The 23,265-nt window shown below is 60.5% G+C and carries 20 protein-coding genes and 1 riboswitch; of the genes, 13 read left to right on the top strand and 7 right to left on the bottom strand.

From position 1 onward, the window contains the following. Positions 1–69 precede the first annotated feature (69 nt). The 5 genes from AEP_RS11945 (at position 70) to AEP_RS11925 (ending at position 5,643) form a co-directional block, all read left to right on the top strand. Positions 70–1,608: a sugar ABC transporter ATP-binding protein gene (locus AEP_RS11945; protein WP_087495586.1), complete on the top strand. Its 1,539-nt coding sequence runs from the start codon at positions 70–72 to the stop codon at positions 1,606–1,608. Next, the gene (locus tag AEP_RS11940) at positions 1,605–2,672 is read left to right on the top strand and encodes an ABC transporter permease (RefSeq protein WP_087495585.1); all 1,068 of its coding nucleotides are present in this window, start codon (positions 1,605–1,607) and stop codon (positions 2,670–2,672) included. Before AEP_RS11945 ends, AEP_RS11940 begins: the two co-directional genes overlap by 4 nt. Further along, positions 2,669–3,637, top strand: coding sequence for a galactofuranose ABC transporter, permease protein YjfF (gene yjfF / locus AEP_RS11935; protein WP_087495584.1), 969 nt, complete (start codon positions 2,669–2,671; stop codon positions 3,635–3,637). The genes AEP_RS11940 and yjfF overlap by 4 nt, the downstream gene beginning before the upstream one ends. A gap of 85 nt (positions 3,638–3,722) precedes the next feature. After that, positions 3,723–4,706: an aldo/keto reductase gene (locus tag AEP_RS11930; protein WP_087495583.1), complete on the top strand. Its 984-nt coding sequence runs from the start codon at positions 3,723–3,725 to the stop codon at positions 4,704–4,706. Between the two features lie 7 nt (positions 4,707–4,713). Then, on the top strand, positions 4,714–5,643 hold the full coding sequence (locus AEP_RS11925; protein ID WP_087495582.1) for an NAD(P)-dependent oxidoreductase: 930 nt from the start codon (positions 4,714–4,716) through the stop codon (positions 5,641–5,643). Here AEP_RS11925 and AEP_RS11920 read toward each other — a convergent pair. Next, entirely contained in the window at positions 5,640–6,062 is a 423-nt protein-coding gene (locus AEP_RS11920; protein WP_087495581.1) for a universal stress protein, read from the bottom strand. The two genes, AEP_RS11925 and AEP_RS11920, sit on opposite strands and share 4 nt — an antisense overlap. A gap of 95 nt (positions 6,063–6,157) precedes the next feature. On the opposite strand from AEP_RS11920, the gene AEP_RS11915 reads away from it, so the two are divergent. Next, positions 6,158–7,060, top strand: coding sequence for a DNA ligase (locus tag AEP_RS11915; RefSeq protein WP_087495580.1), 903 nt, complete (start codon positions 6,158–6,160; stop codon positions 7,058–7,060). Between the two features lie 42 nt (positions 7,061–7,102). Here the strand turns inward: AEP_RS11915 and AEP_RS11910 are convergent, their stop codons facing one another. Together AEP_RS11910 and AEP_RS11905 are read right to left on the bottom strand one after the other, a co-directional pair. Continuing rightward, complete coding sequence (locus AEP_RS11910; protein WP_087495579.1) at positions 7,103–7,921, bottom strand: metallophosphoesterase; 819 nt, start codon at positions 7,919–7,921, stop codon at positions 7,103–7,105. Next, positions 7,918–8,880 (bottom strand): LysR family transcriptional regulator, encoded by a 963-nt coding sequence (locus AEP_RS11905; protein ID WP_087495578.1) that lies wholly within the window; start codon positions 8,878–8,880, stop codon positions 7,918–7,920. The genes AEP_RS11910 and AEP_RS11905 overlap by 4 nt, the downstream gene beginning before the upstream one ends. Positions 8,881–9,010: 130 nt before the next feature. Between AEP_RS11905 and AEP_RS11900 the strand changes: the two genes are divergently transcribed. Continuing rightward, positions 9,011–9,409, top strand: coding sequence for a hypothetical protein (locus AEP_RS11900; protein WP_157673155.1), 399 nt, complete (start codon positions 9,011–9,013; stop codon positions 9,407–9,409). Between the two features lie 161 nt (positions 9,410–9,570). On the opposite strand, the gene AEP_RS11895 is transcribed toward AEP_RS11900, so the two are convergent. The 3 genes from AEP_RS11895 to AEP_RS20875 all read right to left on the bottom strand — a co-directional run bounded on the left by AEP_RS11895 (position 9,571) and on the right by AEP_RS20875 (position 12,444). Next, on the bottom strand, positions 9,571–11,457 hold the full coding sequence (locus AEP_RS11895) for a phosphoenolpyruvate carboxykinase (GTP) (RefSeq protein ID WP_087495576.1): 1,887 nt from the start codon (positions 11,455–11,457) through the stop codon (positions 9,571–9,573). Positions 11,458–11,686: 229 nt separating this feature from the next. After that, positions 11,687–12,289: a glutathione peroxidase gene (locus AEP_RS11890; protein WP_087497306.1), complete on the bottom strand. Its 603-nt coding sequence runs from the start codon at positions 12,287–12,289 to the stop codon at positions 11,687–11,689. A 14-nt stretch (positions 12,290–12,303) separates the two neighbouring features. Next, positions 12,304–12,444 (bottom strand): hypothetical protein, encoded by a 141-nt coding sequence (locus tag AEP_RS20875; protein WP_198301815.1) that lies wholly within the window; start codon positions 12,442–12,444, stop codon positions 12,304–12,306. Between the two features lie 162 nt (positions 12,445–12,606). Here AEP_RS20875 and AEP_RS11885 point away from each other — a divergent pair, with 162 nt between their 5' ends. Together AEP_RS11885 and AEP_RS11880 are read left to right on the top strand one after the other, a co-directional pair. Beyond that, a complete protein-coding gene (locus AEP_RS11885) occupies positions 12,607–14,934 on the top strand; it encodes an ATP-binding protein (protein ID WP_087495575.1) in 2,328 nt (775 codons plus the stop codon). Between the two features lie 198 nt (positions 14,935–15,132). Further along, a complete protein-coding gene (locus tag AEP_RS11880) occupies positions 15,133–15,426 on the top strand; it encodes a hypothetical protein (protein ID WP_087495574.1) in 294 nt (97 codons plus the stop codon). A 15-nt stretch (positions 15,427–15,441) separates the two neighbouring features. Here AEP_RS11880 and recQ read toward each other — a convergent pair whose 3' ends face one another. Beyond that, positions 15,442–17,289 carry a DNA helicase RecQ gene (gene recQ, locus AEP_RS11875; RefSeq protein WP_087495573.1) on the bottom strand — a complete coding sequence of 616 codons (1,848 nt, stop codon included), beginning with the start codon at positions 17,287–17,289 and terminating at the stop codon, positions 15,442–15,444. Between the two features lie 220 nt (positions 17,290–17,509). Beyond that, a riboswitch (S-adenosyl-L-homocysteine riboswitch) is annotated at positions 17,510–17,590 on the top strand. 24 nt (positions 17,591–17,614) lie between these two features. Between recQ and AEP_RS11870 the strand changes: the two genes are divergently transcribed. The 4 genes from AEP_RS11870 (at position 17,615) to metH (ending at position 23,220) form a co-directional block, all read left to right on the top strand. Next, positions 17,615–18,691, top strand: coding sequence for a homocysteine S-methyltransferase family protein (locus AEP_RS11870; protein ID WP_087497305.1), 1,077 nt, complete (start codon positions 17,615–17,617; stop codon positions 18,689–18,691). 89 nt (positions 18,692–18,780) lie between these two features. After that, complete coding sequence (locus AEP_RS11865; RefSeq protein WP_087495572.1) at positions 18,781–19,401, top strand: hypothetical protein; 621 nt, start codon at positions 18,781–18,783, stop codon at positions 19,399–19,401. Between the two features lie 25 nt (positions 19,402–19,426). Next, positions 19,427–20,425: a Gfo/Idh/MocA family protein gene (locus AEP_RS11860; protein ID WP_087495571.1), complete on the top strand. Its 999-nt coding sequence runs from the start codon at positions 19,427–19,429 to the stop codon at positions 20,423–20,425. Between the two features lie 29 nt (positions 20,426–20,454). Next, positions 20,455–23,220: a methionine synthase gene (gene metH, locus AEP_RS11855; protein ID WP_087495570.1), complete on the top strand. Its 2,766-nt coding sequence runs from the start codon at positions 20,455–20,457 to the stop codon at positions 23,218–23,220. Positions 23,221–23,265: the final 45 nt, after the last annotated feature.

Genomic DNA, 23,265 nt, shown 5'->3' with positions numbered 1-23,265 from the left:
TCTGTTAGTTCGCTTCGGTCATTCGTTTTGGCCTGCGGCTTCGGCTGCAGGCCTTTTTTCACGTACCCCATGACACACACACCACCAACGGCGCGGGCTGTGGCACCGGTGCTGGAACTCTCCGGCATTGCCAAGCAGTTCGGACCCGTGCGGGCGCTTTCGGGCGTGGGACTGCGGCTGTATGCCGGCGAAGTCCATGCGCTGATGGGCCAGAACGGCGCGGGCAAATCCACCCTGATCAAAGTGCTCACCGGCGTCTACCAGGCGGATGAAGGCGACATGCGGCTCAACGGCAGCTCCATACGCGCCACCTCCACACTGGATGCCCAGCGTCTGGGTATCAGCACGGTCTACCAGGAGGTCAACCTCTGCGCCAACCTGTCGGTGGCAGAAAACATATTTGCGGGCCGCTACCCGCGCAAGGGGCTCGCCGGCGCTTGGGCCATTGACTGGCCCGCCATGCACCGCGACGCACGCACGCTGCTGGCGCGCCTGAACCTCGACATCGATGTGACCCAGACGCTGGCGAGCTACTCGGTCGCCGTGCAGCAAATGGTGGCCATCGCCCGTGGTTTAAGCATCTCTGCTCAGGTCCTGATCCTGGATGAGCCCACCTCCAGCTTGGATGATGAAGAGGTGGAGCGCCTTTATGTAGTGCTGCGCCAGTTGCGCGACCAGGGCATGGCCATCCTGTTTGTCACCCACTTTTTGGACCAGGTGTATGCGCTGTGTGATCGGATCACCGTGCTGCGTAACGGCGAACTGGTGGGCGAGTACCCTGCCGCCGCGCTGGGCCACAACGCCCTGATTGCGGCCATGGTGGGGCGCGAGCTCGTCGCAGCCTCCAGCGCAGACGCTGCAAATGAAGCCGGCCGCGCGCAAGCGCCGGAGTGGCTGCAAACCAAAGCGCTCAACCGGCGTGGCCATGTGAAAGCCATGGACCTCGGCATCCGCCGGGGCGAGGTAGTGGGCCTGGGCGGGCTGCTGGGCTCGGGGCGCACCGAACTGGCGCGCCTGCTCTTCGGACTGGACCGCAGCGATGCGGGGGAAATCACGCTGGACGGCAAAACTGTGCGCATGGACTCACCTATCACCGCCATCCAGCTGGGGCTGGGCCTGTGCCCTGAAGACCGCAAGGCCGAGGGCATCATCGCCGAACTCTCGGTGCGCGAAAACATTGTGCTGGCCTTGCAGGCCCGCCAAGGCCTGTGGCCCGCGATCGGCCGGGTGCAACAAACCACGCTGGCCGAGGGTTATGTCAAAGCCCTGGGCATCAAGACCGCCGATGTGGACACGCCCATCGGGCAGCTCTCCGGCGGCAACCAGCAAAAAGCCGTCTTGGCCCGCTGGCTGGCCACCCAACCCAGCCTGTTGATATTGGACGAACCTACCCGCGGCATCGACATCGCCGCCAAGCAGGAAATCATGAACGAGATACTGGCACTGGCCAAACAGGGGATGGCGGTGCTGTTCATCTCCTCCGAGATGGAAGAGGTGGTGCGCGTCTCCGACCGCATCGTGGTGCTGCGTGACCGCGCCAAGGTTGGCGAACTGCCTGCCGGCACGAATGACCAGGCGGTCTACGCCATGATTGCGGGGCAGGCATGAGAACATCGAACGCACCTTCCATTGTGAAGCGGGTGCAAGCGCACCCTTTGCTGTGGCCGGTGGTCACGCTGGTCCTGATCCTGATGGTCAACGCCAGCCTCAACCCCGGCTTCTGGATGCTGCAGTGGCGCGATGGCCATCTCTACGGCAGCGTCATCGACATCCTGAACCGCGCAGCACCGCTGATGCTGGTATCGCTGGGCATGACGCTGGTCATTGCCACCCGAGGCATTGATATCTCGGTGGGCGCTACCGTGGCCATCAGTGCGGCGGTAGCGGCCCTGATGGTGGGCGGTAAGCTGGTCATCACCGACGGTGTAGCCCAGCATGTGAGCCGCTTCCCCATGTGGCTGGCCATTGTGTGTGCCCTGCTTACTGCGCTGGCTTGCGGGCTGTGGAACGGGGTACTGGTGGCCAAGATCGGCCTGCAGCCCATCATTGCCACGCTGATCCTGATGGTGGCGGGCCGGGGTGTGGCGCAGTTGCTCACGGACGGACAGATCGTCACGGTCTACTACCCGCCGTATTTCTATATCGGCAGTGGCTATCTGTGGGGCTTGCCCTTTGCGCTGTTCATCGCGGGCTTTGTCTATCTGCTTATGCATCTGGCGGTCACGCGCACCGCGCTGGGCTTGTTCATTCAGGCCATCGGCATCAACCCCGCAGCGGCCCGTGTGGCCGGCGTGCGGGAGCGGCTCATCAGCATTTGTGTGTACGCTTTTTGCGGGCTGACGGCGGGTATTGCCGGCCTGATCATCAGCTCCAACGTGAAGAGCGCCGACGGCAATAACGCCGGTAACCTGCTGGAGCTGGACGCTATTCTGGCGGTCACGCTGGGGGGCACCTTGCTCACTGGCGGGCGCTTCACGCTGGCGGGCAGCATGATTGGCGCGCTGATCATCCAGACGCTGACATCGACCATCTATTCCATCGGTGTGCCGCCCGAGATCAATCTCGTGGTCAAGGCGGCCGTGGTGTTCGTGGTCATGCTGATGCAGTCCGCAGAGTTCCGCCGCGCCGTGCGCGGCTGGGTGGTGCGCCCCGCTGCCGGGAGCCATACATGAAACTCCAGAGCAAATACATTCCCCTGGCGGCCACCATCTCGCTGTTCGCTGCCATGTCAGTGTTCGGGGCGGTGTCGTACACCGGCTTTCTTTCGCCCCAGGTGTTCCTGAACCTGTTGATCGACAACGCCTTCCTCGTCATCGTGGCCGTGGGCATGACCTTCGTCATCCTATCCGGCGGCATCGACCTGTCGGTGGGCTCGGTGGTGGCCTTGAGCACCATCGTGCTGGCCAAGCTGGTGCAGCACCTGCACTGGGACCTGATGGCTGCCATTCCACTGGTGCTGTGCATGGGCACGTTGTTTGGCGCTTTCATGGGCTGGTTGATCCAGCGTTTTCGGCTGCAGCCATTCATTGTCACGCTGGCGGGCATGTTCCTGGCGCGCGGGCTGTGCTACCTCATCAGCATCGACTCCATCAGCATCACCGATGAAGCCTATACCGTGCTGGCGCAAACCCGGCTGCACCTGTGGACGGACGGGCCCATGGTGTCCATCAGCGCGGTGCTGGCGCTGGCGGTGCTGGCCGCTGCGGTGTTTGTGGCACACGGGACCGAGTTCGGCCGCACGGTGTATGCCATTGGCGGCTCCGAACACTCGGCGGTGCTCATGGGCCTGCCGGTAGCGCGCACCAATGTGCTGGTGTATGCCCTGAGCGGCTTTTGCGCAGCGCTGGGCGGCGTGGTGTTCACCTTCTACATGCTGTCGGGCTATGGCCTGCATGCCGTGGGGCTGGAGCTGGACGCGATTGCTGCCGTGGTTATAGGCGGCACTTTGCTCAGCGGCGGGGTGGGATACATGGCGGGCACGCTATTCGGGGTGCTGACCCTGGGCGTTATCCAGACCTTGATCATGTTCGACGGCTCCTTGAGCTCGTGGTGGACCCGCATCGTCATCGGAGCCCTGCTGTTTGTGTTCTGTGTGCTGCAACGGGTGTTTGAAGCCGGTCGCAAGCCAGGGGTTTGAACTTTAGAGTCAAATAGGCTGCTTGCGCCCATTGAATGTGCGCAAACAGCTCCTGAATTCATAGCAAACAACACTGGAAATCTTTATGCAATACCGTCCTCTCGGCCGTACCGGCTGGAATGTTTCCACTGTGAGCTTCGGAGCCTGGGCCATTGGGGGTACCTGGGGCGAGGTCGATGACAAGGACTCCATGGCCGCGCTGCACCGTGCGCTGGACTTGGGGGTGAACTTCTTTGACACTGCCGATGTGTATGGCGATGGCCGCAGCGAGCGCCTGCTGGCGCGTCTGCACAAGGAGCGCAGCGAGCCGTTTTATGTGGCCACCAAAGCCGGCCGCCGGCTGGTGCCCCATGTGGCAGCCGGTTTCACCCGCGCCAACCTGACTGCCTTTGTGGAGCGCAGCCTGCAAAACCTGGAGACCGAGGCGATCGATCTCCTGCAACTGCACTGCCCGCCGACCGACGTGTTCTACATGCCCGAAGTCTTCGGCGTGCTGGACGACCTGGTGAAAGAAGGCAAGCTGCGGCACTACGGCGTGAGTGTTGAGAAAGTGGAAGAAGCGCTCAAAGCCATCGAGTACCCCGGCGTGCAGAGTGTGCAGATCATCTACAACCTGTTCCGCCAGCGCCCGGCCGAGCTGTTGTTCGAGCAAACGCAAAAGCGCGGCGTGGGCATTCTGGCCCGCTTGCCGCTGTCCAGCGGGCTGCTCAGCGGCAAGATGAATGCGCAAAGCACTTTCGGCGCCGATGACCACCGTGGCTTCAACCGCGAAGGGGCGGCTTTTGACAAGGGCGAAACCTTCTCGGGGCTGGATTTCGGGGTGGGCCTGGAGGCCGTGGAGGCGATGCGGCCGCTGGTGCCCACCGGCATGAGCATGGCGCAAATGGCGTTGCGCTGGATTCAGATGCATCCGGCCGTCACCTGCACCATTCCCGGCGGCAAGACCCCTGCGCAGGTGCAAGACAACGTGGCGGCTGCCGATCTGCCCCCGCTGTCCGATGCGACCATGCAGTCGCTGGCCGACATTTATGCGCGCTACGCCAAGCCGCTGGTGCATCAGCGTTGGTAGAAACGATATGCAACACGAACGCGAGACTATCGGCTTCATCGGTCTGGGCCTGATGGGCCACGGCATGGCCAAAAACATGGTGGAAAAAGGCTATGCCCTCACCGTCTGTGCCCGCAAGCCATCGGCGGCGCTGAACGACTTGTTGAACCGTGGTGCAAAACAGGTCGATACGCCCATGGCAGTAGCCCAACAGGCCACAGTCGTGTTCCTGTGCGTGACGGGTTCACCAGACGTGGAGTCCATCGTGCGGGGGCCGACGGGGCTGGCAAAGGGCTTGCGGCCCGGCTCGGTGGTGGTCGATTGCTCTACTTCAGACCCGACGTCTACGGTGGCGCTCGCCGCAGAACTCGCTGCCATCGGCGTGACGCTGGTTGATGCGCCGTTGAGCCGTACGCCCAAAGAGGCGTGGGAAGGTACGTTGGACACCATGGTGGGCGCAGACGCCCAAACCCTGGAGCGAATTCGCCCGATCTTGTCCACCTGGGCCGCGCGCATTGTGCATGTGGGAGGGCCCGGGGATGGTCATCGGCTGAAGTTAATCAATAACTTTGTCGCCATGGGCTATGCGGCCCTCTACTCAGAGGCTCTCACGCTGGCGCAGGCGGTCGGCATCGGTCCGCAGCGCGTCGATGCGGTGCTGCGCAATGGTCGCATGGACTGCGGCTTCTACCAGACCTTTATGGACTACACGCTGAACGGAAACCGAGAAGCGCACAAGTTCACCTTGAAGAATGCCTTCAAGGACATGCGCTATCTGGAGTCCATGGCAGACGCCGCCGGTATTTCGAACAGCCTGGGCAATGCAGTGAAAAACGCATTCGCAATGGCTTTGGCGACCGGTGGAGCGGAGGCCTATGTGCCCATGCTGCCCGAGCATGTGGCGCGGCTCAGCGGCGTGGATCTCACCCCAGCCCCCAAGCCCAAAGATTCGCCTTAGCGAACCAGCAACACCGGCGTCTTGCAGTGGGCCAGCACCTGGGTGGTGACCGAGCCCATCACCAGATTGCCCAAGGCGCTGTGGCCGTGGGAACCCATGACCAGCAGGTCGAATTTGCCGGTGTCGGCCAGCTTGCCGATCAGGGTGCCGGCGGAGCCTACTTTCCAATCCAGCTTGGCCTCAATGCCATGCCGCTTGAGAAACTTGGCGACCGGCGCCAACACCTTGTCGGCCTCTTCAGCGTGGTACTGGTCCACGGTGGACTTGCCCAGCGCGGCTTTGGCGCGTGGGGGCAGCGCGGGTTGCGCATGGAACACGGTGTACTCGTGGCCGGGCGCGAGCAGCGCGTCGTGTGTGCTCAAGTAGGCCAACATTTTTTTGCTGTAGCTGCTTCCATCGACGGCGAGCAAGATTTTCATGGGGGTCTCCGGTTGTGTGTCTTCAGTATGAACCTGCACCGCTACACTGCCTTGAGCCAAGTCAAGAAATGTCCACGCACCCCGAGGAGCCTCGCATGACCCAGCCCGTTGCACAAGATCGCCGCTTATGTCTTCAAGGTCTGGGCGCTATTGCACTGAGTGGTGTGCTTCCTGCCTCATCTGTGTGGGCTGCAGACAGCGCGCAGCGTCCTCCCTTAATGCTGGCAGGCGAGTACCGCAAAGAGTTTGTGCTGGCCGATGCGCGGGTGAGCGAAAAGTATGACGGCGTGCGCGCTTACTGGGATGGCCGGCGCCTGATCACCCGGGGCGGCAACCCCATCGCTGCACCCGCATGGTTTACCGCGGGGTGGCCGGCACGCGCCCTCGACGGTGAACTGTGGGTTGGCCGGGGCCGCTTTGCGGATGCCGTGTCGACCGTGCGCCAACAGACGCCGGACGATGCTGCCTGGCGTGCTCTGCGCTACATGGTGTTTGACATACCGAATCACGGCGGGCGCTTTGAGGAACGCTATCTCGCTTTGCAGACGGCCTTGAGTGCGCTCGGGCAGGCTTGGGTGCAAGCGGTAGAGCAAGCACCGGCGCCGGATGCGGCCAGCCTGCGCGCTTTGCTGGATCGCACCGTGGCGGCCGGTGGTGAGGGCCTGGTGTTGCACCGGGCCAGCGCGCTGTATGTGCCTGGCCGCTCGGCAGAACTGGTGAAGGTCAAACCGTTTCAGGACGCCGAAGCGCGGGTGTTGGCGCATGTGCCTGGACAAGGCCGCTTGGAAGGCAACACCGGCGCCTTGTGGGTGGAGTGGCCGGGTGGCGAGGGCGGTCGGCCTCATCGCTTCAAGCTCGGCAGCGGCTTCTCGGATGCGGACCGTCGCGATCCGCCTGCTGTGGGGAGCTGGGTGACCTTCCGCTACCGAGGGTTGACAGCTCAGGGCGTACCTCGCTTTGCCACTTTCTTGCGGCCGGCGGGAGAAGCAGGTCTTTAACGGTCGCGTGAGATTGCTCTGATTTTGATAGCTGCTTGCGCACTACTTATGAGCGCTAGAGCCTACTTCTATCAGTAGGTCAGGCTGGTAGCCCAGCTGCTCGTTCTTGCGCACATAGCCCAGCGGGTTGGCCACCACCCGGCACTTGCCCACGCGGTAGTCGCTGGGGGCATGGAGATGGCCATGCAGCCAGAGGTCTGCCAGCGGCAGCAGTTCATCCAGTGCATTGCAAAAGCCGGCGGTGCCGGGTACCAAACCGTAGCGCGGGTCAGCACTGTGCAAGCTGGGGGCAAAGTGGGTCACCACGACCGTGGGGCCGTCGTGTGGCTGGGCCAAGGCGTCGCGCAGCCAGGTTTGGCAGACCAGCGCCTGTTCCCGCAAACCATCTGCCAGCCAAGGCTCGTCCGCACGGGTGGTGAGTGTTTTCTTCAGGTAGTAGTTGGCGGCGCGATAGGCCTTATCACGGGCCTTGAGCTGTCGCTCGGGTGGCTCTTGGGCGGCGAGCGCGTCAAAGTCGGTCCACAAGGTGGTGCCGACGAAACGCACGCCAGCCAGCACGACGGATTCACGTTCCAGCCACTGGATGCCCAGTCGCGCACAGGTGGCACGCAGGCGGGCGTGGGCGAGGTCAAAGTCCAGGGTGTCGTACTCATGGTTACCGGGCACAAACAACACCGGCACCGGCCAGCCGTGCACGGGGGAAAAGCGCTCCAAGCCGAAGTCATCGCCCGCCAGCTGCGAGCCGGGTTGGTAGGAGCCGATGTCGCCTGCCAGCACCAGCACATCCGCTTCGGCCAAGGGCGTGGCTTGCCAATGGGGATGGGCCTCCAAATGGAGGTCGGACAAGAGCTGAATCTTCATGCGGAAAAAATGGTCTGGCCCAGGGAGGCGACTTGGGCCCGCAGCCAGGCGTGAGGGCTGGCGCCGTCCAGCCGCTGGTGCCACAAGGCATCGACCTGGATGGGCGGCACGGTAAATGGCAACTCGCGGATGACCAGCTGGTCGGCATAGCCGGTCACATTCACAAAGTGGCGGGGCAGCACGGTGAGCAGGTCGGACTGCACGACCACCTTGCCAGCGGTAAAAAACTGGTTCACGGTCAGCACCACGCGGCGGGTGCGCTTGAGGCTGACCAGCGATTCGTCAATGAATCCGAATGCCCGCCCCGAAAAACTCACCAGCATGTGGGAGGCGCTACAAAAGCGATCGAGGGTGAACTCGCCCTCGGTGAGCGGGTGGTCCTTGCGCATGACGCACACGTAGTCGCCGACAAACAGGCGGTGGTGCAAAAAGGTCTCCGCGGCGCCGGCCTGGGCGCGGGCCGTCAGGTCAGCCAAGACCGCCGGAAAGTGGCCGATAGCCAAGTCTGCCGCACCTTCTTCCAGCACTTTGCGGGGGTCGCGGGTGGTCAGGGGTACCACCCGCAGGGATACACCGGGGGCATCCCGCGCCAGCACTTTCACCAAGCCGGGCATCAGCTCTGCGGCGGTGGCGTCGGCCATGGTGAGCACAAAGGTGTTGGTGGCCAAGGCCGGTTCAAACACGCTGGGTGCCAGCGAGGCCTGCAGCTTCTGCAAGGTCTCGCGCACTGCGGGCCATAGCTCCTGCCCGCGGGCAGTGGGCTCCAGGTTGCGGCCGTTGCGCACCAGCAGCTCGTCGTCCAGTGCTTCGCGAAGGCGGCGCAAGGCGTTGCTGACGGCAGGCTGGGTGAGGTTGAGCTGGGCAGCAGCGCGCGTGAGGCTGCGCTCGGACATGACCACATCAAACACCTTGAGCAGGTTCAGGTCGAAGGTCCGGAGGTTGATGCGGCTGCTGGGCATGTCTGACTATAAATCTTGTGAATACCAAACATCACCAACATAAAGTTGAACAACACTAGGGGAAACCCTATGATTCGCCCATCTTAGAAATTTTTATCCAGTGAGCATCAACCTTTTCAAGGAGTTTGCCATGACACAAGTTATCAATACCCCGTATTTCTCGTATTCCACCGCTCAGCCCCGTACACGTCGTGAGACAGTGGAAGCTTCCCGCACCTTGTCCGGCATGTTGCTGGCTGCTGTTTTGTCCGCCTTGTTGGTGGTGGCTGACCAGGTGATCGACACCTGGGTTGACGGCCACATGCTGGCTGCCTGGGTTGCACTGTGGACTGTGGCATTCGCAGCCTTGGCCTTGTTGGCACCCCCGCTGCGCAAAGTGTCTTCCGGTTTGGCTTCCCTGATCGCTTCCGCAGTGCAGTCGTACAAAGTGCGTCGCATGGAAGAAAAAATGTGGGAATACGCCCACCACGATCCTCGCATCATGGCTGAGCTGCAACACGCATGGTTGCGCAGCCAAAGCCAGATCTAAGCGATCTCCAGCTGCATCACGACCTGCGCTCACGGGTCGGAAAAATAAAAAGCCACCGTTAGGTGGCTTTTTTTATGCTCGGCCTGCCGCAGCCTTGTGCGCTGCGATCTGCCAGATCCGGCTAGGGCGGTGTGCGCCGTGCCGGACTTTGTTGATGACCCTCAGGCGGCGAGTCGCTGGGCCAGTTGGGTTTTGGTCTCTTCGAGTTCCTTTGGCAAGTGGTAGGCCAGCTGGGTGAACAGTTCGGTGTGCAAGGCGATTTCGGCCTTCCAGTCGTCCTTGTTCAGGCTGGTGACGGAGTCGAATTGCGCTTGGCTGAAGTCCAATCCGGTCCAGTTGATTTCGTTGTACGTGGGCGCCACGCCGAAGCCGGTCTCGGTACCGGTGGCCTTGCCTTCGATGCGGTCGATCATCCACTTCAAAACGCGCATGTTTTCACCGTAGCCGGGCCAGACGAATTTGCCATCGTCGCCCTTGCGGAACCAGTTGGTGGTGAAAATCTTGGGCTGCTTAGCGCCGGACTTCGCCAATTTGTCACCCATGTTGAGCCAGTGCTGGAAGTAGTCGCTCATGTTGTAGCCCATGAAGGGCAGCATCGCGAACGGGTCGCGGCGCACGATACCCGCTTGGCCAGTAGCCGCGGCAGTGGTCTCGGAACCCATGGTGGCAGCCATGTAGACGCCCTCGGTCCAGTTGCGGGCTTCGGTCACCAGCGGCACGGTGGTTGAGCGACGGCCACCGAAAATGAAGGCGTCAATCGCTACGCCGTTGGCATCGTCCCACTGGCTGTCCAGCGCAGGGTTGTTGCCGGCTGCGACCGTAAAGCGGGCGTTGGGGTGGGCCGCTTTGGCGCCGGTTTCCTTGGCGATGGCAGGTGTCCAGTCTTTGCCTTGCCAGTCGATCAGGTGATCGGGCATGCCACCGGTGTCTTTCTCCATGCCTTCCCACCATACGTCACCGTCATCGGTCAGCGCCACGTTCGTGAAGATCACGTTCTTGTCCAGGCTGGCCATGCAGTTGGGGTTGGTGTGGAAGTTGGTGCCGGGGGCCACGCCGAAGTAACCCGCTTCGGGGTTGATGGCGTACAACTTGCCGTCGGCATTGGGTTTGATCCAGGCAATGTCGTCACCGATGGTGGTGACTTTCCAGCCTTCAAAGCCGGTGGGTGGCACCAGCATGGAAAAGTTGGTTTTGCCGCACGCGCTCGGGAAGGCGGCCGCTACGTGGTACTTCTTGCCTTCGGGGTTGGTGACGCCCAAGATGAGCATGTGCTCTGCCAACCAGCCTTGGTCGCGGCCCATGTTGGAGGCAATGCGCAATGCAAAGCACTTCTTGCCCAGCAGAGCATTGCCGCCGTAACCGGAACCGTAGGACCAGATCTCGCGGGTCTCGGGGTAGTGCACGATGTACTTGGTTTTGTTGCAAGGCCACTTTACGTCCGCCTGGCCCTCTGCCAAGGGGGCGCCCACGGTGTGAACGCAGGGCACAAAAGCGCCGTCCACGCCCAACACGTCATACACGGCCTTGCCCATGCGGGTCATGATGCGCTGGTTCACCGCCACATAGGCGCTGTCGGACAACTCGATGCCAATGTGCGCGATGTGGGAGCCCAAGGGTCCCATGGAGAAGGGCACCACATACATGGTGCGGCCCTTCATGCAGCCATCAAACAGCGCTGGTGTGCCGTCCGCCTGGCCACTCTCCAGAATCTTGCGCATCTCGGCGGGCGCCATCCAGTTGTTGGTGGGGCCGGCGTTTTCTTTTTGCTCTGCGCAGATGTAGGTGCGGTCTTCCACGCGGGCCACATCGCTGGGGTCAGAGCAGGCCAGGAAGCTGTTGGGGCGCTTGGCGGGATTGAGCTTTTTGAAGGTGCCTGCATCCACCAGTTGCTGGCACAGGCGCTGGTATTCCTCTTCGGAGCCGTCGCACCAGTACACATCTTTGGGTTTGCACAGGGCCACCATGTCGGCCACCCATGCAATCAGGCGGGGGTTCTTGACAAAGCTGGGGGTGTTGAGGGACAGGCCCTGCATCACGGGTGCGTTCATGAAAAGCTCCTAAGTTTGAAAATCGTCTTTTCAAAATCGGGTGCAACTCTGGTGAACACCGCCACGAACTTTGAGAAACCGGCTTTCCACGCTTGCAGGCCATACCGCATCGCAAGCGTGGAAGCAGATTCTAAGAACAGGTACTCAAGTTACCAAGCGATTACAGCGCAACTTTATGCAAGCTACGCATGGGTTTATGCATGACGTAAAGATGGTGCGCCATGCACAGTCAGGGTGCTTTCAGTGCCTTTTGAATGGCGGCGATCAGTCGAGCGTCTTCTGGAGTGGTTTCACTATGGAAGGCGCCGACCACTTTGCCTTGGCGATCTACCAGGTACTTGTGGAAGTTCCATCGCGGTGTGCTGCCGGTCTGATGCGCCAGTTCCCTGAACAAGGGGTTGGCTGCATTGCCGGTGACGCTGGTTTTGGCGAACATCGGGAACTTCACGCCATAGGTGTTGAAGCAGAAATCGGCGATCTGCTTGCTGTTGCCGGGTTCTTGCTGTCCGAAGTCATTGGAGGGGAAGCCTAGAACCACCAAGCCCTGAGCTTGGTACCGGGCGTAGACTTTTTCCAAGCCTTCATATTGCGAGGTAAAGCCGCAGTAACTGGCGGTGTTGACCACCAGCGCCACTTTTCCCCCGTACTGGCAAAGATCTTGGGGCTTGTCATCTTGCAGGCGGGGAAAGGTCTTTTGCCACAATGCCGGGCAAGCCGAATTCTTTTCAGCGGGCTGTGCACCCAGCACTGACGATGAAATGAGCAACAAAAAAGCGGCCGAAGCCGCTTTGGTTTGCAAAGTCATTTGCAGCGCACGTGAAGTGCGGCCCATGATGCGTTGCTCCATCAAGCCATCGATACAGCGATAAACGCCAACAGAAACATCAATACGGCGCCAACAATGGGCAACACCACGGGCATCAGGGGTACCACTTCGTCGACGGGGTCAACGGCGTGGTTGTCATCAGAATGAGCGGGTGCGGACATAGTCGATCCTCAGTGTGTTCGTTGGTATTGCACGGATTTTAGCCTTTTGCCCAGCGCTGCGCCAAGCGTACAGACCATCAAGGAGATTTCGGAAGGGTACTTCCCTCTTTTCCAAGACTGCGCTATCGTGGTTCCAGCACACAACAGTGCCGGAGGCGTTGGATGGCCAAGCGTTCACTGTTCATGCCCCAAGGCGGGCATCTCGTTCCCTCACCGGGACTGGAGCGCGCGCCTGTCCTGGATTTGATGTGCTCGCACTTTGTGCTTACGCTGGCGGCCCGGCAAGGCGCCAGTTTCAATGTCCGCAGGGATTTCAATGGCGTGGTGGGGCTGGCAGGACGGCATCTGGTCTGGCCGGTTTCTGTCTTGACCCGTTTGCGTGAATTTCTTGCGCGGCGCTGTGTCGGCAATGAGCTGTGGCGAGGCCATGAATCGTTGAATGCCACGGAATTCCTCGCCCGGCATGGCACATGGTGTGGGCCCTACGACGAGGCCACGCTGTTTTTCTTCCTGGACGAATACGCCAAAGACCAGCCCAAAGACCTGATCTCGGTGCTGGCTGTCACCGGTGAATGGCTGCAGCAGGCCCTGAAGAAGCAATCTACCTTGGTGGAGAAGAACATCAATGCACTCGCCGGGCTCTTGCAACTGAACAAAGCAGAACGGGCGTTGCTACTCTACGGAACACTGGCGCGCTACCAGCGGGACATGCGCAGCATTCTGGTGGAGTTCAAGGTTAACAACGCAGCCGAAGCCTATGCCGCCATTGCGGAGGTGGCCCACGTCAGTGCCCAGGATTTGGGTGAAGCGCTGCGCGCGGGTTCACGGCTTGAGCGCATCGGCCTCGTAGAAAACCTGATCTCCGAGCACAACATCACTGACCTTGCCGACTTGATGAAGGTGAGTGAAAAGCTCCCTCCAGTATTGATGCGCCATTACCGTGACCACGCTGAGCTGATGGCAGTGTTCACCCGGCTCTCTTCCAAGAGCAGCTTGCACCTGGAGGACTTCGCATTTGTGGCGGAAGACGCACACATGCTCTGCCGGTTGTTGCAGCACGCGGTGGCCCGCAAAGAGGCCGGGGTCAACATCCTGTTGTATGGCCCTCCGGGCACCGGAAAGACCGAGCTTGCCAAGGTGATCGCCCAGCATGTGGGGCTGGAGTTGTTTGAGGTGGAGTATGCCGATCGGGATGGAAATTCCCTGAGCGGGCGTGATCGCTACCGCTCCCTTCAGATTGCGCAGGTGTTTTTGAAGGGAAGCGCTCAAGCGGCCTTGCTGTTCGATGAAGTGGAAGATGTCTTTCCGCCTTTGACCAGCGAAACGGCAAGCTTCATTGCCAGAGCAGACGCACATGCAACACCGGCCAATGCGAGCGTCAGTGGCAAAGCCTGGGTTAACCAGATTCTGGAGTCGAATGCAGTGCCCACAATTTGGGTGACCAACCGCATTGAGCAGATTGATCCCGCGTTCCGGCGTCGCTTTGCCTACCATTTAGAACTCAAGTCGCCACCGCCGGGCGCCCGTGAAGGTGTAGTGCGCAAAACCCTGGAGGGCATTTCTGTAAGCGAAGCGTTCGTCGCCCGGCTCAGCGGCCGCAAGGGTTTGACCCCTGCGCAGATAAGAACAGCAGCACGCTTTGCACGGCTGAGCACACCCGAAAATGGGGTGAGCGACAGCGCTCTCATGGAAACCTTGATTGACCGGCAGCTTAAAAATGCGGACCTGGCCTTGGGGAATCCTGCTGCCGAAACCGGTCGCACCCAAGCGCTGAGCCGATACGACCTGTCGTACCTGAATGTCGAGACCCGGTATCCCTTGCAGCGCATCGTGGACTCACTGACCTCCAGGCGGCACGGAACCTTGTGTTTTTATGGCCCGCCCGGCACCGGCAAAACCGCTTTGGCAGAGCACATAGCCCGGGAATTGGGACGACCCCTGATCATCCGGCGTGCCAGTGACCTGATGAGCAAATACGTAGGGGAGACAGAACAAAACATGGCTGCCATGTTCCGCGAAGCCGAAGGTGAGAATGCCGTTTTGTTATTGGACGAAGCGGACAGCTTCCTGCAAGACCGGCGAGGCGCCCAGCGCAACTACGAGGTCAGCGAAGTCAATGAAATGTTGCAGGGCATGGAGCGCCATCCGGGGGTATTTATCTGCACTACCAATCTCATGGAACGTATCGACGAAGCGGCTTTGCGCCGGTTTACGTTCAAGATCCAGTTCTTGCCCTTGCAGCCTGAACAGCGTGAGCAACTTTTCGTACAAGAAGCATGTGGGGGAGACGCTTCACAGCTGGATCCCCGCTCCCAACATGCGCTCAAACAGCTGGATCAGCTCTGTCTGGGAGATTTTGCTGCGGTTAAGCGGCAGTTGGAGATACTTGGCGCCGAATTGACGCCCGCAGAGTTTCTCGATCAATTGCTTGCAGAGAACCGCATCAAGCCGGAGGTGCGTGAAAGGCGGTCCATGGGCTTTACACCCTGAACCATCAGTCAAGGCAATAACACCGGCAGAAATGGCACATCCGGTGGTTTAGTAACTTCTTTGAAACTTTTTTCAAGAACGTGTCAACCAGTCCCGCAACTGGTGCGTGATATCCCTATGCGGGTGCATTCACTCCGGTTCGTTGGAATCAAACCGGAGCATGAACAGCACCGATCTATCACCTAATGTGCGGCAAATATGCAAAAAAACACGATTCAAGTGCCAGAAAAGGGAACTTACAAGTGGCAGCTGTTTGATTACTGGTCCGGCGAATTCCGCCAGACCCACGCCGGGCACAACGCATACATCGCTCTGAATTTCGCTGGCGCCTTGGACGCATGCAAATCCAAATTTCAAGCCTTGGTGCAGCAACACCGCGCCAAAGCCGCGGATGCCGCTACCGGTGCACGCCACATGCGCGCCATCGAGCGCTTGCAAAACACCATGTCAGGTGCAGCGGTCGCCTACGAAAGCGGTTTTCACCGCCACTGAGCGTCTGAAAGGCATTTACTGGAGCGCGACGACCTTCAAAACGTCGTCGGCATAAGCCTCCAGCTTCTTGGCTCCAATACCGCTGATGCCCTGCAAATCGTCGATAGATTGAGGGGCACGTTGTGCAATGGCCGCCAAGGTCGCATCGTGAAAAATCACATAGGCCGGCAGATTGTGCTGCTGCGCCACCTCTGCACGCCACGCCTTCAGGGCGGAATAACGTAGCAAACCCTCACTGTCCAGATTAATAGGCGCTTTAACCACTGCGCCCAACCGCGCATTGCGCCGTGGCTTGCGATCTGCCGGCGCTGAAACGGACTCCCGCAACATCACCGCAACCTCGCCCTTGAGCACTGCGCGCGATTCGGCGGTCAACTGCAAGGTATTGAATGCCTGCGCGTCCACCGCCACGGCGCCCATGGCAATCAACTGGCGCAATACGCCGCGCAATTGCAACTCGGTGAAATCCTTGCCGATTCCGAAGGTGCTCAGGCTCTCGTGGCTGTATTGGGTGACTTTCTCGGTCGTCTTGCCGCGCACGATGTCCATCAGGTGGCCCGCGCCGAAGCTCACCCCGCTCATCTGCTGGATGCGGTAGATGGTGCTGAGCAGTTTGCGGGCCGCATCCGTGCCGTCCCACACCTCGGGTGGATTCAGGCAGTTGTCGCAGTTGCCGCAGGGTTGGCTCTTCTCGCCGAAATAGCCCAGCAAGCGGACGCGGCGGCAATCGGTGGCTTCCGCCAAGCCCAATAAGGCGTCCAACTTTCCGCGCATGACCTGTTTGAACTCTTCGCTGGCCGGGCTCTCGTCAATCATGCGGCGCTGGTTTACCACGTCTTGCAGGCCATACGCCATCCACGCATCTGCCGGCAGGCCATCCCGCCCGGCGCGGCCAGTCTCCTGGTAGTAGCCCTCGATGTTTTTGGGCATGTCGCGGTGGGCGACAAAGCGCACATCCGGCTTGTCGATGCCCATGCCGAAAGCAATGGTGGCCACCATGACGATGCCTTCCTCGCGCAAAAAACGGTCCTGGTTCAATTGGCGCACCTTGGAATCCAGCCCGGCGTGGTAGGGCAGGGCCTTGATACCCGCATCCACCAGCGTTTGCGCCATGTCTTCCACTTTTTTGCGGCTTTGGCAGTAGACGATGCCGGCCTCTCCCTCATGCTCGCGCTCGATGAAGCGCAGCAACTGGGTGGTGGAGTCCTTCTTTTCGACAATCGTGTAACGGATGTTGGGCCGGTCGAAGCTGCTGACGAAGGCGCGTGCCTCTTCGAGCTGCAAACGCTCCAGGATGTCGGCGCGCGTCAGGTCGTCTGCCGTAGCCGTCAGGGCGATCCGTGGCACGCCGGGGTAGCGCTCATGCAACACCGTGAGGTTGCGGTAGTCGGGCCGGAAGTCGTGGCCCCACTGACTCACGCAGTGGGCTTCATCGATAGCAAACAGGCTCAGCTTGCCACGCTCAAAGAGCGAATCCAACAAAGCCAGAAAGCGTGCGTTGCTGACCCGTTCCGGCGCTGCGTAGAGCAGGGTGATCTCGCCGCGCAGCAGTTGCTGCTCGATTTGGTAGGCCTCGTCGCTGCTGAGGGTGGAGTTCAGAAATGCGGCACTCACCCCGGCTTCATGCAGGGCGCCCACCTGGTCGTGCATCAGGGCAATCAGCGGGGAAATGACGAGGGTCGCGCCCAAGCCGGCTTGTTGGCGGGCAATGGCAGGGACCTGGTAACAGAGGCTTTTGCCACCGCCCGTGGGCATAAGCACCAGCGCGTCCCCGCCCGCGATCACATGCTCCACGATGGCTTGCTGGGGCCCGCGGAAGGCCTGGTAGCCAAATACATCGTGAAGAATCTGCAGGTGAGGCACTTAAAACGCTATCAAATCAGGAGCTGCTCGCGCATATTCCGCGGGCGCCAGGTGGCAAAAAGGCATACATTTCCCTTGGGTAGGCCGCTGTTGGGGGCGCTACGGGCAGGGTTTCTATTGTCGGGCAAGCCGGGTGCCTATCTATGGCACAGCAGCTTCAGCTGCCCGGTGCTTATTTGCAACGCGGCAAAGCGGCGCGCGCTTGTCGTTTAAAATCCACCCACCCAAGGGGCGCTGCAGCCGGAACGTGTGAATACACCGAACCGGTCAGGCTTGGGGACTCCAACTGCGCTCACTTGTTTCAATCCACATAGTGAGCCGCACCATGAAGCCCATCACCTATACCCGCGCCCAAGCGCTCCCTGGCATTCTGGCCAGCCGCATCGCCATTCTGGACGGCGCCATGGGCACCATGATCCAGCGCTTCAAGCTGGGCGAGGCCCAGTACCGTGGCGAAGGCTACGCCGGCCCGGGCAGCCAAGGTGACCGTTTCAAAGACTTCCCCAAAGACGTCAAAGGCAACAACGAGTTGTTGAGCCTGACGCGTCCGGACGTGATCACCGACATCCACGAGGCCTACTTGGCCGCCGGTGCGGACATGATCGAAACCAACACCTTCGGCGCCACCACCGTAGCCCAAGCCGACTACGATATGGCCGACTTGGCCATCGAGATGAACTATGTGTCTGCCAAGTTGGCCCGCGCCGCCTGCGACAAGTTCAGCACCCCTGATAAGCCGCGTTTTGTATGCGGCGCTTTGGGGCCCACGCCCAAAACTGCCAGCATCAGCCCTGACGTGAACGACCCTGGCGCCCGCAATGTGACATTTGAAGAGCTGCGGGCCGCTTATTACGATCAAACCAAGGCGCTGGTGGAAGGCGGGGCCGACGTGATTCTGGTGGAGACCATTTTTGACACGCTCAACGCCAAAGCCGCGCTGTTTGCAGTGGACGAATACTTCGAAGCCAGTGGGGAGCGCCTGCCCATCATCATCAGCGGCACCGTGACCGACGCTTCCGGCCGCATCTTGAGTGGCCAGACGGTCACCGCCTTCTGGCACAGCGTGCGCCATGCCCAGCCACTGGCGATTGGACTGAACTGCGCACTCGGTGCAGCGCTCATGCGCCCCTACATCCAGGAGCTGAACAAGGTGGCGACGGACACCTTTATCAGCTGCTACCCCAACGCGGGCCTGCCCAACCCCATGAGCGACACCGGCTTTGACGAAACGCCGGATGTGACCAGCCGTTTGGTGCGGGAGTTTGCGGAAGAGGGCTTGGTGAACATTGTGGGTGGCTGCTGCGGCACCACCCCCGACCACATTGGTGCGATCGCCCATGCGGTGAACCCGATTGCGACGCGTAACGTACAGCGCGGCTACTTTTATAAGGATGCTGCGTGACGGCGCATGGGTCGTCACGCAGCCTTTTAGCGGCCAGGTCTGGCGCCGCGACCTTGCCAGACCGACACATTGAACCAGGGAGAAAATTCATGAGATATATCGCCATCGCAGCGATTGCCATTGCTATTTCAAGCGGCGCTGCTGCGCAAAGCAGGAACACAGAATTGCAGACGGCTTCGCCTTGGCAGTTTTTCGGTTCCATGGGCTGGAATTTCGGTGACGGTAGCTCTGACTTGGTCAAGGGCACCTACACCAACGGCTCGCCTTTTGTCATCAAGGCTGGCAATGGTTTGGCTGTCGCTGCCGGTGTGAGCTATTCGTTGAATACAAACACCGACTTGCAGTTCTCGGTGGGACACGAACGCACCACCACCGCTAGCTCGGATGGCGAGTTTGCATTCACCCGCGTACCCGTCGAATTGCTCGGTTTTTACAACCTCGGTGACCATTGGCGCCTCGGCGGCGGGTTGCGCCTGGCGACTTCGGCACGTTTGGAGTCCACAGGCTCAGTGTCGAGCGTGGGCAATTACACCTTCAGTCCCAAGCCTGGCTATGTTTTGGAAGCCCAATATCTGACTAAACGGAATGCCAACCCGCTGGGGCGCTTTGGCCTATCGTTCAAATTGGTGGATGAGAGTTTTGAATACGCACCCACCAACTACACCGCCAAGGGCCATCATCTGGGTGTCTCCTTGATTTACTACCGTTAAGCCTGACAAAAAGGACCCACTTGCCATGAACAAAGTCCGCTGGGGCGTGCTGAGCACCGCCAAAATCGGGATGGAGAAAGTCACCCCTGCGCTGCAGCGCAGTCAGTGGTGCGACGTCCAAGCCATTGCCTCGCGCTCCCTGGAGAGTGCGCAGGCGGCGGCGGGCAAGTTGGGTATTCCCAAAGCCTACGGGTCCTACGAGGAGCTGTTGGCGGACCCTTCGATAGAGGCCATTTACAACCCTCTGCCGAACGACCAACACGTTCCTTTGACGCTGGCAGCCGCCCGCGCGGGCAAGCATGTGTTGTGTGAAAAGCCGATCGCCCTGAACGCCAATGAGGCGGCCCAGTTGCGTGAAGTGGGGGACAAGGTGCACATCATGGAAGCCTTCATGGTGCGCTTTCACCCGCAGTGGCTGCGTACCCGCGAGCTGGTGCAAAGCGGTGCGCTGGGCGATTTGCGTACGGTGCAGGTGTGGTTCTCGTATTTCAACCGCAGTGCCACCAACATCCGCAACGATGCCACCAAGGGCGGCGGCGCGTTGATGGACATCGGTTGTTACCCCATCGTGGCCGGGCGCTTTTTGTTTGGCACAGAGCCGGTGCGCGTGATGGCCTTGGCGGATATGGACCCGGACTTCGGCGTGGACCGAACATTTAGCGCCTTGCTGGACTTTGGCGATGGCAGGCGTCTGGATTTCACGGTGTCCATGCAAACCACGCCCTACCAAAGGGCCCATGTGGTGGGTACCGAAAAACGGGTGGAGATTGAGATCCCGTTCAATGCGCCCCAAGGCCAGGAAACCCGCATCTTTGTGGACGATGGCAAGGTACTCGGCGGTCGCGAAGCGCTGGTGGAAACCTTTGCGGCTTGCGATCAGTACAGCCTGGAGGGGGATGCCTTCTCGCTCGCTATCCGTAGTGAGCAAGCCTTGCAATACGGCGTGGAAGACGCCATCCAGAACATGCGCATCATCGATGCCCTGTTTGCCTCCCAGCGCACGGGCGCCTGGGTTGCGGTGTAAGCCGCTGAACATTGATTTTTAGGTCATTTATGTCTCTAGCACCCGTCGAATCTGCGCAAGCAGCTCCTAAAACCGTAGCGCCCATGCTGCTTTCGGGGCTGGAGCCTATCATCATCGACAGTAGCAGCCTGTTTGTGAACGTGGGTGAGCGTACCAACGTGACCGGTTCAAAGGCATTCGCCCGCATGATCTTGAACGGGCAGTTTGAGGAAGCGCTGGCCGTGGCCCGCCAGCAGGTGGAGAACGGGGCGCAGATCATCGACATCAACATGGACGAGGCCATGCTGGACAGCCAAGCCGCCATGGTGCGCTTCTTGAACCTGATCGCTTCTGAGCCCGATATTTCCCGCGTGCCCATCATGATCGACAGCTCCAAGTGGAGCGTGATCGAAGCCGGTCTGCGCTGTGTGCAGGGCAAAGCGGTGGTGAACTCCATCAGCATGAAAGAGGGCTTGGACGAGTTCAAGCGCCAGGCCAAGCTGCTGCGCCGCTATGGCGCCGCTGCCGTGGTAATGGCCTTTGATGAAAAAGGCCAGGCTGACACCTACCAACGCAAAGTGGAGATCTGCGAACGCGCCTACCGCGTGCTGGTGGACGAAGTGGACTTTCCGCCTGAAGACATCATCTTCGACCCCAATATCTTCGCCATTGCCACCGGCATTGAAGAGCACAACAACTACGCTGTGGACTTTATTGAGGCCACCCGCTGGATTAAGCAGAACCTGCCCGGCGCCAAGGTGAGCGGTGGCGTGTCCAACGTGTCATTCAGCTTCCGCGGTAACGACCCGGTGCGTGAGGCCATCCACACCGTGTTCCTGTACCACGCGATTCAAGCCGGCATGGACATGGGCATTGTGAACGCCGGCATGGTCGGCGTATATGACGACCTGGAGCCCACTCTGCGCGAGCGCGTGGAAGACGTGGTGCTGAATCGCCGTGAAGACGCGGGTGAGCGCCTGGTGGAGATTGCCGAAACCGCCAAAAGCGGCGCCAAGGATGAAAGTAAAAAGCTGGAATGGCGCGGCACCCCTGAGGCGCCGGTGACTGTGGCCCAGCGCCTGAGCCATGCCTTGGTGCACGGCATTACCGACTTCATCACCGAAGACACCGAAGAAGCCTACCGCGAGATTCTGGCCAAGGGCGGCCGTCCACTGCACGTGATCGAAGGCCCGCTCATGGACGGCATGAACGTGGTGGGCGACCTGTTCGGTCAGGGCAAGATGTTCCTGCCGCAAGTGGTGAAGAGTGCCCGCGTGATGAAGAGCGCGGTGGCGCATCTGCTGCCCTACATTGAGGCTGAAAAGCTCGCCATGGTGGAAGCCGGTGGAGAAGCCAAAGCCAAGGGCAAGATCGTGATTGCGACCGTCAAGGGCGATGTGCACGACATTGGCAAAAACATCGTCACCGTGGTGCTCCAGTGCAACAACTTTGACGTGGTGAACATGGGTGTCATGGTGCCCTGCCACGAGATCCTGGCCAAGGCCAAGGAAGAGGGCGCAGACATCATCGGCCTCTCCGGTTTGATCACCCCCAGCCTGGAAGAGATGCAGTATGTGGCCGGCGAGATGCAGAAGGACGAGTACTTCCGCAGCCGCAACATTCCGCTGCTGATCGGTGGCGCCACCTGCAGTCGCGTCCACACCGCCGTGAAGATTGCGCCCAACTACGAAGGCCCGGTGGTGTATGTGCCTGACGCTTCCCGCAGTGTCAGCGTGGCCCAGAGTCTGCTCAGCGAAAGCGCCGCTGCTTACATTGCTGAGCTCAACGCCGACTACGACAAGGTGCGCCATCAGCACGCCAACAAAAAGCAAACTCCTTTGTGGTCCTTGGCCAAAGCGCGCGCCAACAAAGCGCCCATCGATTGGTCTGCCCACCAGCCCACCGTACCGAAGTTCATCGGCCGTCGTGTGTTCAAGAACTTTGACCTGACCGAGCTGGCCAAGTACATCGACTGGGCACCTTTCTTCCAGACTTGGGACCTGGCGGGTCCGTTCCCTGCCATCCTCAAGGACGAGGTGGTGGGCACCGAGGCAGTACGGGTGTACTCCGATGGCCAGCGCATGCTCAAGCGACTGATCGAAGGGCGCTGGCTCACTGCCAACGCCGTCGTGGCCCTGTACCCTGCCAACACAGTGAATGACGATGACATCGAGTTCTACACGGACGAGAGCCGCAGCGAGGTCGCCATGACCTGGTACGGCCTGCGCCAGCAAACCGAGAAGCAGGAAATTGACGGCGTGATGCGCCCCAGCCGTTGCCTGGCCGACTTTGTCGCTCCCAAGGGCGTCAAGGCGGACTACGCCGGCATGTTCGCCGTCACAGCCGGTATCGGCGTGGACAAAAAGGAAAAGTATTTCCTCGATGATCATGACGACTACTCCGCCATCATGCTCAAGGCGATTGCTGACCGTCTGGCGGAGGCCTTTGCCGAGTGCTTGCACCATCGTGTGCGCACCGATCTCTGGGGCTACGCCGCAGGCGAGTCGCTCAGCAAGGAGGACCTGATCGGTGAGAAGTACAAAGGCATCCGCCCCGCACCCGGCTACCCTGCCTGCCCGGACCACAGCGTCAAGAAGGACATGTTCGCTCTTCTGCAGTGCGACGAGGTCGCCATGACAGTGACCGAGAGCCTGGCCATGACCCCAGCGGCCAGCGTGAGCGGCTTCTATATCGGGCATCCCGAAGCCACCTACTTCAACGTCGGCAAGATCGGGGACGACCAGGTGCACGACTTGGCTGAGCGCCGCAAGCTCGACCGTACCGCGCTGGAACGCCTGCTGGCGCCCAACCTGTAGGGCGCTTTGGTGTGACAAAGTAGGCACACGGCCGGGAAGTTTTAT

It is taken from the genome of Curvibacter sp. AEP1-3, assembly GCF_002163715.1.
GTDB lineage: Bacteria > Pseudomonadota > Gammaproteobacteria > Burkholderiales > Burkholderiaceae_C > Allorhodoferax.
The sequence above is the reverse complement of the archived record's forward strand: the minus strand, read 5'-3'. Positions and strand labels throughout refer to the sequence as shown.

Bases quoted from the DNA above. Each gene is read 5' to 3' on its own strand.
- AEP_RS11900 (WP_157673155.1), top strand. From the start codon at position 9,011: ATGACACAAGTTATCAATACCCCGTATTTCTCGTATTCCACCGCTCAG.
- metH (WP_087495570.1), top strand. From the start codon at position 20,455: ATGTCTCTAGCACCCGTCGAATCTGCGCAAGCAGCTCCTAAAACCGTA.
- AEP_RS11895 (WP_087495576.1), bottom strand. From the start codon at position 11,457: ATGAACGCACCCGTGATGCAGGGCCTGTCCCTCAACACCCCCAGCTTT.
- AEP_RS11880 (WP_087495574.1), top strand. From the start codon at position 15,133: ATGCAAAAAAACACGATTCAAGTGCCAGAAAAGGGAACTTACAAGTGG.
- AEP_RS11890 (WP_087497306.1), bottom strand. From the start codon at position 12,289: ATGGGCCGCACTTCACGTGCGCTGCAAATGACTTTGCAAACCAAAGCG.
- yjfF (WP_087495584.1), top strand. From the start codon at position 2,669: ATGAAACTCCAGAGCAAATACATTCCCCTGGCGGCCACCATCTCGCTG.
- AEP_RS11870 (WP_087497305.1), top strand. From the start codon at position 17,615: ATGAAGCCCATCACCTATACCCGCGCCCAAGCGCTCCCTGGCATTCTG.
- AEP_RS11860 (WP_087495571.1), top strand. From the start codon at position 19,427: ATGAACAAAGTCCGCTGGGGCGTGCTGAGCACCGCCAAAATCGGGATG.
- AEP_RS20875 (WP_198301815.1), bottom strand. From the start codon at position 12,444: ATGTCCGCACCCGCTCATTCTGATGACAACCACGCCGTTGACCCCGTC.
- AEP_RS11945 (WP_087495586.1), top strand. From the start codon at position 70: ATGACACACACACCACCAACGGCGCGGGCTGTGGCACCGGTGCTGGAA.
- AEP_RS11885 (WP_087495575.1), top strand. From the start codon at position 12,607: ATGGCCAAGCGTTCACTGTTCATGCCCCAAGGCGGGCATCTCGTTCCC.
- AEP_RS11920 (WP_087495581.1), bottom strand. From the start codon at position 6,062: ATGAAAATCTTGCTCGCCGTCGATGGAAGCAGCTACAGCAAAAAAATG.
- AEP_RS11910 (WP_087495579.1), bottom strand. From the start codon at position 7,921: ATGAAGATTCAGCTCTTGTCCGACCTCCATTTGGAGGCCCATCCCCAT.
- AEP_RS11865 (WP_087495572.1), top strand. From the start codon at position 18,781: ATGAGATATATCGCCATCGCAGCGATTGCCATTGCTATTTCAAGCGGC.
- AEP_RS11930 (WP_087495583.1), top strand. From the start codon at position 3,723: ATGCAATACCGTCCTCTCGGCCGTACCGGCTGGAATGTTTCCACTGTG.
- AEP_RS11940 (WP_087495585.1), top strand. From the start codon at position 1,605: ATGAGAACATCGAACGCACCTTCCATTGTGAAGCGGGTGCAAGCGCAC.
- AEP_RS11905 (WP_087495578.1), bottom strand. From the start codon at position 8,880: ATGCCCAGCAGCCGCATCAACCTCCGGACCTTCGACCTGAACCTGCTC.
- AEP_RS11925 (WP_087495582.1), top strand. From the start codon at position 4,714: ATGCAACACGAACGCGAGACTATCGGCTTCATCGGTCTGGGCCTGATG.
- AEP_RS11915 (WP_087495580.1), top strand. From the start codon at position 6,158: ATGACCCAGCCCGTTGCACAAGATCGCCGCTTATGTCTTCAAGGTCTG.